The sequence below is a fragment of the Olivibacter sp. 47 genome, assembly GCF_030372825.1.
GTDB lineage: Bacteria > Bacteroidota > Bacteroidia > Sphingobacteriales > Sphingobacteriaceae > Olivibacter > Olivibacter oleidegradans.
Genome location: NZ_JAUCNR010000001.1, coordinates 1,641,261 through 1,654,508, shown reverse-complemented (window position 1 = coordinate 1,654,508; position 13,248 = coordinate 1,641,261). Strand labels below are relative to the sequence as shown.

The following is a 13,248-nucleotide window of genomic DNA, read 5'->3' as shown; positions in this document are numbered from 1 at the left end:
TTCGATTAACGCTCGAAGCTTTCAAAGATTATCTTTGTTAGAAGATCAAGGATATGTTCTTTGAAATACTTAGTCAGCGATTATGTTGTTAATGAATTTCCAATAAAGCACGGGCTTGTAACCATTTTCTAAGCTGTTTCCCTGGTTTAAAAGCATTTCAAAAGCCGGTACAAGTACTAGATTTCCGCTGAATAAGTAATCATCGTTTCTATTAAATTTTAATTGACGGTTTCTTTGGGTAAAGGAGATTAGCCGTGAGGACGATTATCTTTTTATAAATGCCTATACATAAAACGTAAAACTATGAGCCAAGAAAATGAAGTATTGTTAAGAGAAAATAAAGATCGATTTGTAATCCTTCCGATTAATTATCCGGCGATTTGGGATATGTACAAAAAGCACGAAGCGAGTTTCTGGACGGCTGAAGAAATTGATTTATCCGGCGACTTAAAGGATTGGGCAAACCTAAATGATGGAGAGCGCCATTTTATATCGCATGTTCTTGCTTTTTTTGCGGCGAGTGATGGGATTGTGAACGAAAACCTGGCCATAAATTTTATGAGCGAGGTGCAACTGCCGGAGGCTAGGAGCTTTTATGGATTTCAGATCGCGATGGAGAATATTCATTCTGAAACTTATGCTCTACTGATCGATACTTATGTAAAAGATCCCGTTGAAAAAGATCGGTTATTCCATGCCATAGAAACGGTTGAATGTGTTAAGAAAAAGGCGGAATGGGCTTTACGTTGGATTGAAAATGGCTCTTTTGCTGAACGCCTAGTTGCTTTTGCAGCGGTGGAGGGCATTTTCTTCTCCGGTAGTTTTTGCGCTATTTTCTGGCTAAAAAAGAGAGGGTTGATGCCTGGTTTGACATTTAGTAATGAATTGATTTCACGTGACGAAGGTTTGCATTGCGAATTTGCATGCTTATTGTATAGTATGTTGGAAGCTAAGCTTCCGAAAGAACGCGTACAGGAGATCATTATTGATGCAGTAGAAATTGAAAAAGAGTTTATAACGGATGCCTTGCCTGTTAAACTTATCGGAATGAACGCCGATTTGATGAAGCAGTATATCGAATTTGTGGCCGATAGGTGGTTGGTAGAACTTGGTAATAGCAAATACTATAACGCTACTAATCCATTTGATTTTATGGAACTTATATCCCTGCAAGGCAAAACAAATTTCTTTGAGAAACGTGTAGGAGATTATCAGAAGAGCGGCGTTACCGGAGAAAAAGGAAAAGCCAGCTTTTCTTTGGATGAGGATTTTTAATTAAAGCCATCAGCGATCGGAAGTCGGAAATCGGTTTCTGGAAAAAAGAAAATGTTCTAAATACTGACAGCTAAAAGCTAATAAAGGAGAAAAATATGTATGTAATTAAGCGAGATGGACGTTCCGAGTCCGTAAAATTTGACAAGATAACGGCACGAATTGAAAAGCTGTGCTACGGTTTAAATCCTGATTTAGTGGATCCTATTGATGTTGCACGAAAGGTAATCGAGGGTTTATACGATGGGGTTACCACTTCAGAGCTGGATAATTTGGCTGCTGAAACAGCTGCGTCTTTAACCACTAAACACCCGGATTATGCCTTATTGGCCTCTAGAATTGCCGTCTCCAACTTACATAAAAATACAGTTAAGTCTTTTTCGGAAACGATGAGCTTGCTCTATCATTACATCGACCCGAAAACAGGAAAGCCAGCTCCGTTAATAGCAGATGATGTTTACGAGGTGATTCAGGCGAATGCCATGGAGCTAGACAGCCATATTATTTACGATCGGGATTTTAGTTTCGATTATTTTGGATTTAAAACGCTGGAAAAGTCGTATCTGTTAAAGCTGAATGGGAAAATTGCCGAAAGACCACAGCATTTATTTATGCGTGTAGCAGTAGGTATTCATAAACATGATATCGAAAGTGTTATCAAAACCTACGACTTGCTGAGTGAACGTTGGTTTACGCATGCAACACCCACACTGTTTAATGCGGGTACACCGAAGCCGCAAATGTCATCTTGTTTCCTGTTGACTATGAAAGATGATAGTATCGAGGGAATTTATGATACCTTGAAACAAACAGCGAAGATTTCCCAAAGTGCAGGTGGTATTGGATTAAGCATTCATAACGTACGCGCTACGGGAGCCTATATCAGTGGTACGAATGGCACAAGTAATGGAATCATCCCCATGTTACGTGTTTTCAATGATACCGCTCGGTACGTTGACCAAGGTGGTGGTAAACGTAAAGGAGCCTTTGCTATATATCTTGAACCTTGGCACGCAGATGTTTATGATTTTATCGATTTGCGGAAGAACCACGGTAAGGAAGAATTAAGGGCACGCGATTTATTTTTAGCCCTATGGGTGCCGGATTTATTCATGAAACGCGTGGAAGAGAATGGTGAATGGAGTTTGTTTTCGCCTGATGAAGCTCCAGGCCTAGCAGAATGCCATGGAGAGGCTTTTGAAAAACTATATGAGCAGTATGAGCGTGAAGGAAGGGCTAGGAAAATAGTAAAGGCACAGGATCTCTGGTTTGCTATTTTGGATGCCCAGATTGAAACAGGAACCCCTTATCTCTTGTATAAAGATGCGGCTAACGGAAAATCGAATCAGCAAAACCTCGGTACCATCAAGAGTTCCAATCTATGTACTGAAATTATAGAATATACGTCGGCTGATGAAGTGGCTGTTTGTAACCTGGCTTCTCTTGCTTTACCGAGATATGTAGATAATGGTGAATTCGATCATCAAAAGTTGTTTGATATCACGTACCAAGTGACCATCAATCTCAACCGTATTATTGATAACAATTATTATCCGGTTGATGAGGCCCGTAATTCCAATCTTCGTCACCGCCCTGTCGGATTGGGCGTGCAGGGATTAGCAGATACCTTTATATTAATGCGTATGCCTTTTGAAAGCGAGGCTGCGAAGCAACTTAATAAGGATATTTTTGAGACGATTTACTTTGCAGCAATGACTGCCTCGAAAGATTTGGCAGTGAAAGAAGGCCCCTACGAGAGCTTCAAAGGTTCCCCACTTTCACAAGGTAAATTCCAGTTTGATTTGTGGAATGTTAAACCGGATAGTGGTAGATGGGACTGGGAAGGCTTACGTAAAGAAATTAAGAAACACGGTGTAAGAAATTCGTTGCTGGTTGCACCGATGCCGACAGCATCGACTTCGCAAATATTAGGTAATAATGAGTGTTTTGAACCCTATACCTCTAATATATATACCCGTCGGGTATTGAGTGGAGAATTTGTAATTGTTAACAAACATCTTTTACGTGATCTTGTGGAGCTCGGTTTGTGGAATAATGAGATGAAGAACCGTATTATTGCGGCCAATGGATCTATTCAGGACATCAACGAAATTCCTGCAGATATCAAGGAATTGTACAAGACTGTTTGGGAGATTAAAATGAGAAACATCATTGATATGGCTGCCGATAGAGGTGCCTTTATCTGCCAGTCGCAATCACTTAATCTATTCGTTAATACACCTACGACGGCGAAATTAACCTCTATGCATTTCTATGCATGGAAAAAGGGGCTTAAGACAGGTATGTATTATCTGCGCACTCAAGCGGCTACGCAAGCAGTTAAGTTTACAGTTGAAAATCAAGCAGGTAAGAATATGGAACCGGTTATTCCTGCAAAAATAGAATCAGTTCCGGACGATATTCCAACAGGAGCGGTATGCTCAATGGAAGAAGGCTGCATAACCTGCGGCTCTTAGGGTCAGAAAGCGCTGATTCGTATATAGGTCTCTCAAAAAATGGAAAAGCTCCTAAGAATCATCTTGGGAGCTTTTTTTAGGTAAATTTTTCCCACGATGAATAATCAATTTTATATACGGTATTCATCTTGCATATAAAATGCAATTTGTCTAAGTTTGGAAACCTTGAAATCAACTTTCGTCAAACATGAAATTGTTCTCTGTGAACGTTGTGGCACCTCGATCGAATGTCGGGCAAACTCGTATTCCAAATGTCAATGCAGCGCCGTGGAGCTGTCTGTCAATGAGGTACAATATATAAGTGAACGATACGATAATTGTCTCTGCGCAGCGTGCTTGCAAGCGTTGAAGCAAGAATATATAGAAACGAATGAACTATAAAATGACCCTGGAAGAAAAAATAAAACAATCAGAGACAAGTATTTTTAAAGCTGTTTTTCCTAATACAACGAATCACTATGATACACTATACGGTGGAACGGCTATGGCTTTAATGGATGAAGTTGCTTTCATTACCGGAACACGTTTTTGTAGAAAGCGATTGGTCACTGTTTCCTCTGACCGGATTGATTTTACAAAGCCAATACCGGCAGGTACCATTGTTGAACTCATTGGAAAAGTAGAAAAAGTAGGACGTACAAGTTTAAAAATAGGGGTGGAAATCTTTGTCGAGCAGATGTACGAAGAACATCGCGAAATCGCTATAAAAGGAACTTTCACTTTCGTAGCAATCGATCAAGATAAGAACCCAATACCTGTTCTAGACTAGCTCCATTTTATATTAGCCATTCGCTAGGTTTTGCAAGTTCACGATTGCATGCAATCAGTCTCACAATAAATTAATGGCAGCTTATTCCAAAGTTGTCAGGAATATCTTATTTTTAGCGTCTAAAATTTTAAGAATACAACGAATGAAATTACTCGAAGGAAAAACGGCATTGGTGACCGGTGCGTCCAAAGGTATTGGTAGAAAAATAGCTGAGAAGTTTGCCGAACAGGGAGCCAATGTGGCTTTTACGTATCTGTCTTCAGTTGAAAAAGGGCAAGCGCTGGAAGAGGAGCTGCAATCCTTTGGTACGAAGGTTAAAGGATATCGTTCAGATGCATCCAAGTTTGATGAAGCAGAGGAGCTTATAGGTAATGTTGTGAAGGAATTTGGTACTATAGACATTGTGGTGAACAATGCCGGTATAACCAAAGATGGTTTGTTGATGCGTATGACAGAAGAAAATTGGGATGAGGTTATTGATGTTAATTTAAAGTCTGTTTTTAATGTAACAAAGGCCGTTTCGAAGGTTATGATGAAGGCTAGAAAAGGTTCTATCATAAACATGAGTTCAGTAGTTGGTGTGCAGGGAAATGCAGGGCAAGCAAACTATGCGGCGTCCAAGGCCGGAATCATTGGTTTTTCCAAATCAATGGCAAAGGAATTGGGGTCGCGTAATATAAGAACCAATGTAATAGCTCCAGGATTTATCCGAACAGAAATGACCGATGTACTGGACCCGAAAGTTGTAGAAGGTTGGGAAGCAAATATACCACTAAAGCGTGCAGGAGAAACAGAAGACGTCGCAAATGCTTGCTTATTTCTAGCTTCAGATTTATCTTCTTATATAAATGGTCAGGTAATCTCCGTTTGTGGGGGTATGTTGTAAGAAAGGTACAGTGACGAGAACGAGCACAAACAGTAAGCCTATTCGCTAGGCTTGCTATTTTCAATGATAAAGATGTCTTCGTTGTCTTTTTTCATCAAATATTTTTCTCGCGCAAATTTTTGAAGTCTTGTAAGATTGGAGGTAAGTTCCTCCAAGTCTTTTTTCACGATGGCTGTTTCCCGTATATAGAACTCTTTTTCATCCTTTAAATTTTTTAACTGCGATTGATATTTGTACTGGGAAGTGATATCATTTCGGTCAAAGAAAAGCATCCAGACAATAAATGCGATAGTTGCAATGATGTATTTGTTTCTAGCAATGTTGATTAATTGTTTCATGTCTGTGCTCCTTTCCATTGCAAACCTAAGCATAAAATTTTACAATAAAAAAGACCTGCAATCAATTTGATTACAGGTCTTTTATTAACTGCTAAAAGTTGTTTATTTAGCAAATTTGAAGCTTTTTCCTAAAAACTTAGCATTACTGCCTAACTCTTCTTCAATACGTAATAATTGATTATATTTCGCCATCCGATCAGAACGGGATGCTGAACCTGTCTTGATTTGTCCACAGTTCAATGCAACTGCTAAGTCTGCAATAGTGTTATCTTCAGTTTCGCCCGAACGATGCGACATAACTGATGTGTAACTATTCGTTTGTGCTAAGCTAACCGCATCGATAGTTTCTGTTAAAGAACCTATCTGATTTACTTTCACCAAAATAGAGTTCGCTGTATCGTTGTCAATTCCCTGTTGAAGGCGTTTTACATTTGTAACGAATAAATCATCGCCTACTAATTGAACTCTTGCACCAATTTTCTCGGTTAACAATTTCCAGCCATTCCAATCGTCTTCGGCCATACCATCTTCAATTGAAATAATAGGATATTTCTCTGTTAATTGTGCCAAATAGTCCGCTTGTTCTGCACTGCTACGTACGGCCCCTTTATCTCCCTCAAATTTTGTGTAGTCATATTGACCATCTTTATAGAATTCTGATGAAGCACAATCAAGCGCCAAGCAAATTTGATCGCCTGGTTTATAACCAGCTTTTTCGATCGCTTTTAGAATCGTCTCGATCGCATCCTCTGTTCCATCAAAGGTCGGAGCGAAACCACCTTCATCGCCTACCGCGGTTGACAAGCCTCTATCGTGTAAGATCGACTTTAGATTGTGAAAGACCTCTGCTCCCCAACGAAGCGCTTCAGAAAAAGAGGGCGCACCAACAGGCATGATCATAAACTCTTGAAATGCAATAGGTGCATCGGAGTGCGATCCGCCATTAATAATATTCATCATTGGGATCGGTAAAGTGTTTGCATTCACACCGCCAATATATCTATATAGGGGTTGACGACTTTCTTGTGCTGCGGCTTTTGCAACGGCTAAAGAGACGCCTAGAATAGCGTTCGCACCTAAGTTTCCTTTATTTTCAGAGCCATCCAGCTCAATCATGATTTTATCTATCGCGTTTTGTTCGAAAACGTCGATACCTCTTAAAGCTTCTGCGATTTTAGTATTTACATTCTCGACAGCTTTCAATACCCCTTTCCCTAAATATCTTGATTTATCGCCATCGCGCAATTCTACCGCTTCATGCATTCCCGTAGACGCGCCGGAAGGAACAGCTGCACGTCCAACGAAACCGTTCTCAGTTGTTACATCTACTTCTACTGTTGGGTTTCCGCGCGAATCTAATATCTGCCGCGCATGTACATCAATAATTGAACTCATTTTGAATTTTTTTTAATATGGGTTTGAGCTAGCTTCGTGTCTTTTTTACACGAAGCGTATTCTATTTCAAATATATTCTTTTACAGCTTAATAACAAAATTAAACCACCTTAATTTACGCTGTCAGCATGGCTGTGAAATCGTCAAAAAGATATCTTGAATCATGTGGGCCTGGCGACGATTCCGGGTGGTACTGAACAGAGAATGCTTTTTTCCCCTTTACGCGAATCCCTTCAATCGATTTGTCGTTTAAGTTAACATGCGTAATTTCAACTGTATCCGAATTACGCACGTCATCGGCTACGACCCCAAAGCCGTGGTTTTGGCTTGTGATTTCACATCGATCCGCGATGATGTTTTTGACAGGATGGTTGATGCCACGATGACCATTGAACATTTTTTCTGTTCTAATTCCATTAGCTAAAGCTAATAGTTGATGGCCTAAGCAGATGCCAAACATAGGTTTGTCGGCTTTTAGTATTTCTTTAACGGTTTCCAGTGCATATGGCATTGCGGCAGGGTCTCCGGGACCGTTGGAAATGAAGTAGCCGTCAGGAGTCCAGCTTTCCATTTCGGCAAACGTAGTTTTAGCAGGAAACACTTTGACATATACATCTCTATCGCAAAAATTGCGTAGTATATTTTTCTTTACGCCCAAATCAAGTACGGCAACCCGGTAACGAGCATTTTCATCCCCGAAGTGATAAGCTTGTTTAGTAGACACTTGTGTCGAAAGTTCCAGTCCCTCCATAGAAGGCACTTCTTTCAGTTTTGCTTTGAGCGCATCAATGTCTAGTATTTCAGAAGAAATAATAGCATTCATGGCTCCCTTATTTCTGATATGTCTTACGAGTGCGCGAGTGTCAACATCCGAAATTCCAACCAAATTTCCATCCTGGAAATAACCCTGTATTGATTCCTTTGCAAGTTTACGACTAAAGGGCACACTGTAATTTTTACAAACAAGTCCTGCAATCTGTATTTGATTTGACTCGATCTCTTCCTCAGCGGTTCCGTAGTTACCAATGTGCGCATTTGTGGTTACCATGATTTGGCCAAAGTAAGAAGGATCCGTAAAAATTTCCTGGTAACCTGTCATACCGGTATTAAAACAGATTTCTCCGGTAGTGGTGCCAATTTTTCCGGCAGCTTTACCATGGTAAACTGTGCCATCTTCTAAAAGTAAAATTGCAGGCAGTTTAGTGTAATTACTCATTTTTTATATACTGATTTATGTTCTTTGTTTCCTTCTGATCATCCATACAAAAAAAACGGCCTTTAGAGGCCGATAGACTTTTAATATGAATAAAAAATAATGGGTGTGCCGGAATAAATCCGGTTAAAATCGATAAGGATATGAAGCCGCTTACTTCAATTTTCACGAGGGACAAAGATACGCAAAATTTATCATATCCGCGAAAAAAATAAAAAGCTATTTAAGAACCGAATCATGTACGACCACCTTTTCCCAATATTGACTGTATTGTTCAATTGCTTTCAAATGAATTGGATGCGTTCCATAGGTCTCCAAATCTTCAAGCGAATTAAAATATACCAATAAATTATAGGTAAAGCTATTGTCCACTACATCCCGTGGTGTGCTATTTGCTGCTTTGCCATAGTGGAGCGATTTGATATTCGGCACTTTTCGCAGTTCTTCGAAAAATCCGGTGAAATCATTAATTTCTTTTTCAGATAGTCCTTTTTTTAACCAGAAAAGAACGTAGTGCGTAATAACTTCCTGTTTGTTTTTGCTCATGTTTTTACTGATATGGTTATTAATGCCGGCTTGTGTTAGCATAGGAGTCGCAGCTATGGCTGCTACTAAGCCCGATGATCGTTTAATAAAGAGACGCCTTTTCATTATTTATTTATTAGTTGCCATGTTATACTTCCGGTTCTTGTTGGCTAAGGCAATGCCAGCTACCAAGCCCCCATATTACATCCGTACTGTCAATACCGATTACATGATGGTGTGGGAAGCAATCAGCTAAGATATCCAGTGCCTTTTGATCATTCTTGTCACGGTAGGTAGGCACAACAACCGCTGCATTGCTGATATAAAAATTAGCATAGGACGCAGGCAAGCGCTGATCTTCATGAATGACAGGAGCGGGCATAGGCAATTCGATGATATCCAACTGTTTTCCGTTGAGTAAACGCATCTCCTTCAAAAGATTTAAATTATCCTGCAAAAGAGCATAATTCTCATCACTTTTGTTTTCTTCTATTACGGTAACAACGGTACTATCATTCACAAAACGGGTAATATCATCAATATGTCCGTCTGTATCGTCTCCAACGATACCATCTCCCAGCCAAAGGACTTGCTCCACACCGTAATACTGATAGAGATACGCTTCAATTTCATGTTGATTGAGATGCGGGTTTCTATTTGGGTTTAACAAACAAGATGTAGTCGTTAATAAGGTCCCTGTACCATTAAAGTCTACTGAACCACCCTCCATGACGATTTGTGGATGAACTACGGGAAGGTTTAACGCTTTCCCAATAAGGGTAGGTATAACATCGTCTAAATCAAAAGGCGGATATTTGCCGCCCCAGGCATTGTATCCCCAATCTACAATGACTTTGGGTATGTCTGCATGCGGGTTGATCAGGAACGCAGGCCCATGGTCGCGGCACCAAGCATCATTAGTGGGGTGGTCAAAAAACGAAATCTTACTTAGATCCACGCCTTCTTTTTCTAATTGTTCTGTAGCCTCTTGTTTTAGCTTTTCACTCCCGACATTGATGCATACCTGTTCTCCTGCTGATATCGCCTTGATGAATTTGCAGTAGGGTCTATATATAGTGTCTATTTTGCCCGGCCAGCTAGCTTCCTTATGCGGCCAGCTCAACCATGTTGCCCGATGTTTATGCCATTCGGCAGGAAAAAAATAGCCTTTATCTTTAGGGTAATTCATTTTACTCTTCGTCAATAAATCTTTTTGTTATCGATTCGTAGCTGTCAATCCTTCTGTCTCGCAAAAATGGCCAATGGGATCGATAATAATCAGATTGGTTGAGGTCGACTTCCGTTACAACCGTCTCTTCATCTTCATGCGAGGCCTTATAAACTAAAGCACCGAAAGGGTTGGCAATAAAAGAACCTCCCCAAAAACGAACACCCGCCTCAATTCCAACGCGGTTAACGGAAACCACCGGGATGCCGTTTGCTATAGCGTGCGAGCGTTGTATCGTTTGCCACGCATTATATTGTTCTTCATTGGTTCCCGCATCCTGCGTAAGAGCCCAACCAATTGCCGTTGGATAAAAAAGTAATTCAGCACCCATCAGCGCAGTGATTCTAGCAGCCTCCGGATACCACTGATCCCAGCAAATTAAAATGCCTATTTTTGCAAATTTCGTTTTAAAAACTTTGTAGCCGAGGTCTCCGGGAGTAAAGTAAAATTTTTCGTAGAAACCCGGATCGTCCGGAATATGCATTTTGCGGTATTTGCCTAGATAGGTTCCATCTGCATCGATTACCGCGGTTGTGTTATGGTAAAGACCCTGCGCTCTTTTTTCAAAGAGTGAAGCGATGATAACAACCTGGTATTCGGCTGCTACTTTACTCAATGCATCGGTAGATGGTCCCGGGATTGCTTCAGCCAAGACGAAGTTATCATAGTTTTCTTCATCACAAAAGTACAGTGACGTGAACAACTCCTGTAAACATATAATTTGTGCTCCTTTTTCCGCTGCCACTTTTACTTGTTCAATGGCTTTTGCCAAGTTGGTAGCTTTATCGGCTACACAGCTCATTTGAACAGTTCCTATTTTAACCTTAGACATGTAATGATATTTTTTTGAATTCTAAATCGTGTTTAAAGCATGCTTTTAGTTTCCCGAAGCCAGTTTTTTCCCCCAATGCCACGGGTGATTTTAAAGCTTTTTTCGCAACCTCGCAACTGGAATATTCATCGCTTCGCGATATTTGGCTACTGTACGGCGAGCAATTGTATAACCCTTTTCTTTCAAAATCTCCGTTAACTTTTCATCGGCTAAAGGTTTTCTTTTGTCTTCATTAGCTATGCACTCCTCGAGGATTTTCTTAACTTCCTTATTTGATACCTCTTCACCGCTATCCGTTTGAATGGCCTCTGAAAAGAACGACTTTAATAAAAAAGTGCCAAATTCTGTCTGAACATACTTTGAATTGGCTACTCTCGAAACCGTTGAAATATCCATGTCGATTTTATCAGCAATATCTTTCAAGATCATTGGCTTCAAGTTACGCTCGTCACCCGTCAGAAAATAGGTGTATTGATAATTCATAATCGCATTCATGGTTTTCAATAAGGTCTGTTGGCGCTGCTTAATAGCATCAATGAACCATTTTGCAGAATCGAGCTTTTGTTTTACAAACTGAACAGCCTCCTTCATTTTTTTATCCTTTTGAGCTGCCTTGTCGTAGTGTTCGAACATTTCCTGATAAGATCGGCTTACGCGCAGCTCGGGGGCATTTTGCGCGTTCAGCGTAAGAATCAGTATGCCGTCATTGTTCGTAATATGAAAATCAGGTATAATATGCAGTTGCTTTTCAGAAGCAGATCCGGCGTCACCAGGTTTTGGGTTTAGCTTTAAAATTTCATCTACAATTTTTTTTAATTCGTCGGAATTGATGTTCAACGCTTTTTCAAGCTTATCATAGTGTTTTCTTGTAAACTCATCTAGATAATTCTCTACCACTAAAATAGCTTCCCGAATGACGGGGTTGTCCTGATCTTTTTTTCTGAGTTGGATTAGTAGACATTCTTGCAAATCACGGGCGCCTACACCGGCAGGATCAAATGTTTGAATGATTTTTAGAATTTCTTCAACCTCCTCCTCTGTTGCCATGACGTTTTGTGAAAATGCCAAGTCATCTATTAAAGATAGTATAGGTCTCCGAAGATAACCGTCGTCGTCTAGGCTGCCGATTATCTGTTGGCCAATTAAAAAGTCTTTGTCGTTCAGTGCCAGCAAATCAAGTTGTTGTTGCAGATTTTCAAAAAAAGAATTTTGAATAGCAATGGGCATTTCTTTTCGGTCTTCCTCATCATCGCTGCTATTGTTAAGATTATTTCCATAATCGTTAACATCTTCTTCTTGCAGGTAATCATCTACGTTAAACTCGTCCCCTTCACTTCCTTGTTCTTCTTCATTATAATTGTCCTCGGGATCTTTGTCGGGGTATTCTTCTGCCGGTTCGTTCATGTTCGTTAAGCTCATGTCTTCCAGCGCAGGATTTTCCTCAAGCTCTTCCTTAATACGGGCGTCCAATGATACCGTTGGTACCTGCAGCAGCTTAATGAACTGGATTTGCTGCGGTGATAATTTTTGAAGTAATTTTTGCTGTAAACTTTGTTTTAGCATATCAAATTAATGGGTACATTATTGCTTTATGATCAGCACCCTTTGGTGCAAAAGTACAGATTTTTTAAACGATAAGGCGATCCCTTTGGTATTAAAATACTATTTATTTGCTTAAATTTTTATTTGAATAAACAAAAATATTTACTTTAGTGTTACAGAAATGTTGAACTAAAAACACGAAATATGGGTTTCGCAAAAGAATTTAAAGAATTTGCCATGCGTGGCAATGTGGTTGATTTAGCTGTCGGTGTTATCATCGGAGGAGCATTTGGAAAAATCGTAAGTTCCCTGGTGGAAGATATCATTACACCCGCTATTCTTACCCCGGCTTTGGAGGCCGCCAATTTGAAAAATTTGTCTGAACTGGTGATTCCGGGGACGGCAATTAAATATGGCAACTTTTTGTCGCAGGTAATTTCCTTTATTATTGTTGCTTTTGCCCTTTTCCTAATCATAAAGGGAATTAATTCGTTGAAGAAGAAGGAAGAAGCTGCCCCGTCCGCACCGCCTGTACCTAGCAAGGAGGAAGTTCTTTTGGCAGAAATCAGGGATATATTAAAAACTAAGAATTGATGTTTTTTATACTTTGAAGCACCCAAGACGCATAGTGGACTGATAAAAGCCCATCATTGCCCGCCGGCTCCAGCCCGGTAGATAATGATGACGGTGTAAGATCCTGCTCGGCGCTTAAGATAATATAAATAAAGCAGGCAAGATAATTTGATGACGGATCGACCGGGTATTTTTCGCT

Annotated in this window: 13 protein-coding genes; 6 read left to right on the top strand and 7 right to left on the bottom strand. The window is 40.1% G+C overall.

All coding sequences use genetic code 11. The features are described 5' to 3' along the window. Window positions 1-303 precede the first annotated feature (303 nt). The 5 genes from QT327_RS07370 to fabG all read left to right on the top strand — a co-directional run bounded on the left by QT327_RS07370 (window position 304) and on the right by fabG (window position 5,404). Window positions 304-1,275, top strand: coding sequence for a ribonucleoside-diphosphate reductase small subunit (locus tag QT327_RS07370; protein ID WP_013663653.1), 972 nt, complete (start codon window positions 304-306; stop codon window positions 1,273-1,275). 95 nt (window positions 1,276-1,370) lie between these two features. Beyond that, window positions 1,371-3,749: a ribonucleoside-diphosphate reductase subunit alpha gene (locus tag QT327_RS07365; protein ID WP_013663652.1), complete on the top strand. Its 2,379-nt coding sequence runs from the start codon at window positions 1,371-1,373 to the stop codon at window positions 3,747-3,749. A gap of 156 nt (window positions 3,750-3,905) precedes the next feature. Next, window positions 3,906-4,130, top strand: coding sequence for a cysteine-rich CWC family protein (locus tag QT327_RS07360; RefSeq protein WP_083812267.1), 225 nt, complete (start codon window positions 3,906-3,908; stop codon window positions 4,128-4,130). A gap of 1 nt (window position 4,131) precedes the next feature. Then, window positions 4,132-4,518 (top strand): acyl-CoA thioesterase, encoded by a 387-nt coding sequence (locus QT327_RS07355; RefSeq protein WP_041387838.1) that lies wholly within the window; start codon window positions 4,132-4,134, stop codon window positions 4,516-4,518. Between the two features lie 142 nt (window positions 4,519-4,660). After that, entirely contained in the window at window positions 4,661-5,404 is a 744-nt protein-coding gene (fabG, locus tag QT327_RS07350; protein WP_041387837.1) for a 3-oxoacyl-[acyl-carrier-protein] reductase, read from the top strand. Window positions 5,405-5,442: 38 nt separating this feature from the next. Here fabG and QT327_RS07345 read toward each other — a convergent pair whose 3' ends face one another. The 7 genes from QT327_RS07345 to rpoN form a co-directional block, all read right to left on the bottom strand. Continuing rightward, on the bottom strand, window positions 5,443-5,742 hold the full coding sequence (locus QT327_RS07345; RefSeq protein WP_041387025.1) for an FtsB family cell division protein: 300 nt from the start codon (window positions 5,740-5,742) through the stop codon (window positions 5,443-5,445). A 102-nt stretch (window positions 5,743-5,844) separates the two neighbouring features. Next, the gene (eno, locus tag QT327_RS07340) at window positions 5,845-7,137 is read right to left on the bottom strand and encodes a phosphopyruvate hydratase (RefSeq protein ID WP_013663648.1); all 1,293 of its coding nucleotides are present in this window, start codon (window positions 7,135-7,137) and stop codon (window positions 5,845-5,847) included. A gap of 114 nt (window positions 7,138-7,251) precedes the next feature. Then, entirely contained in the window at window positions 7,252-8,352 is a 1,101-nt protein-coding gene (carA, locus tag QT327_RS07335; RefSeq protein WP_013663647.1) for a glutamine-hydrolyzing carbamoyl-phosphate synthase small subunit, read from the bottom strand. 216 nt (window positions 8,353-8,568) lie between these two features. Next, the gene (locus tag QT327_RS07330) at window positions 8,569-9,000 is read right to left on the bottom strand and encodes a Dabb family protein (protein WP_013663646.1); all 432 of its coding nucleotides are present in this window, start codon (window positions 8,998-9,000) and stop codon (window positions 8,569-8,571) included. 22 nt (window positions 9,001-9,022) lie between these two features. Next, complete coding sequence (locus QT327_RS07325; RefSeq protein ID WP_289552490.1) at window positions 9,023-10,063, bottom strand: agmatine deiminase family protein; 1,041 nt, start codon at window positions 10,061-10,063, stop codon at window positions 9,023-9,025. A 1-nt stretch (window position 10,064) separates the two neighbouring features. Then, a complete protein-coding gene (locus QT327_RS07320; protein ID WP_013663644.1) occupies window positions 10,065-10,934 on the bottom strand; it encodes a carbon-nitrogen hydrolase in 870 nt (289 codons plus the stop codon). Between the two features lie 90 nt (window positions 10,935-11,024). Then, window positions 11,025-12,497 (bottom strand): RNA polymerase factor sigma-54, encoded by a 1,473-nt coding sequence (gene rpoN, locus QT327_RS07315; RefSeq protein ID WP_013663643.1) that lies wholly within the window; start codon window positions 12,495-12,497, stop codon window positions 11,025-11,027. Between the two features lie 183 nt (window positions 12,498-12,680). On the opposite strand from rpoN, the gene mscL reads away from it, so the two are divergent. Then, on the top strand, window positions 12,681-13,070 hold the full coding sequence (gene mscL, locus QT327_RS07310) for a large-conductance mechanosensitive channel protein MscL (RefSeq protein ID WP_013663642.1): 390 nt from the start codon (window positions 12,681-12,683) through the stop codon (window positions 13,068-13,070). Window positions 13,071-13,248 lie beyond the last annotated feature (178 nt).

Excerpts from the sequence above, each read along its gene's own strand:
- QT327_RS07370 (WP_013663653.1), top strand. The coding sequence starts at position 304 with ATGAGCCAAGAAAATGAAGTATTGTTAAGAGAAAATAAAGATCGATTT.
- QT327_RS07365 (WP_013663652.1), top strand. The coding sequence starts at position 1,371 with ATGTATGTAATTAAGCGAGATGGACGTTCCGAGTCCGTAAAATTTGAC.
- QT327_RS07355 (WP_041387838.1), top strand. The coding sequence starts at position 4,132 with ATGACCCTGGAAGAAAAAATAAAACAATCAGAGACAAGTATTTTTAAA.
- fabG (WP_041387837.1), top strand. The coding sequence starts at position 4,661 with ATGAAATTACTCGAAGGAAAAACGGCATTGGTGACCGGTGCGTCCAAA.
- QT327_RS07345 (WP_041387025.1), bottom strand. The coding sequence starts at position 5,742 with ATGAAACAATTAATCAACATTGCTAGAAACAAATACATCATTGCAACT.
- eno (WP_013663648.1), bottom strand. The coding sequence starts at position 7,137 with ATGAGTTCAATTATTGATGTACATGCGCGGCAGATATTAGATTCGCGC.
- carA (WP_013663647.1), bottom strand. The coding sequence starts at position 8,352 with ATGAGTAATTACACTAAACTGCCTGCAATTTTACTTTTAGAAGATGGC.
- QT327_RS07330 (WP_013663646.1), bottom strand. The coding sequence starts at position 9,000 with ATGAAAAGGCGTCTCTTTATTAAACGATCATCGGGCTTAGTAGCAGCC.
- QT327_RS07325 (WP_289552490.1), bottom strand. The coding sequence starts at position 10,063 with ATGAATTACCCTAAAGATAAAGGCTATTTTTTTCCTGCCGAATGGCAT.
- QT327_RS07320 (WP_013663644.1), bottom strand. The coding sequence starts at position 10,934 with ATGTCTAAGGTTAAAATAGGAACTGTTCAAATGAGCTGTGTAGCCGAT.
- rpoN (WP_013663643.1), bottom strand. The coding sequence starts at position 12,497 with ATGCTAAAACAAAGTTTACAGCAAAAATTACTTCAAAAATTATCACCG.
- mscL (WP_013663642.1), top strand. The coding sequence starts at position 12,681 with ATGGGTTTCGCAAAAGAATTTAAAGAATTTGCCATGCGTGGCAATGTG.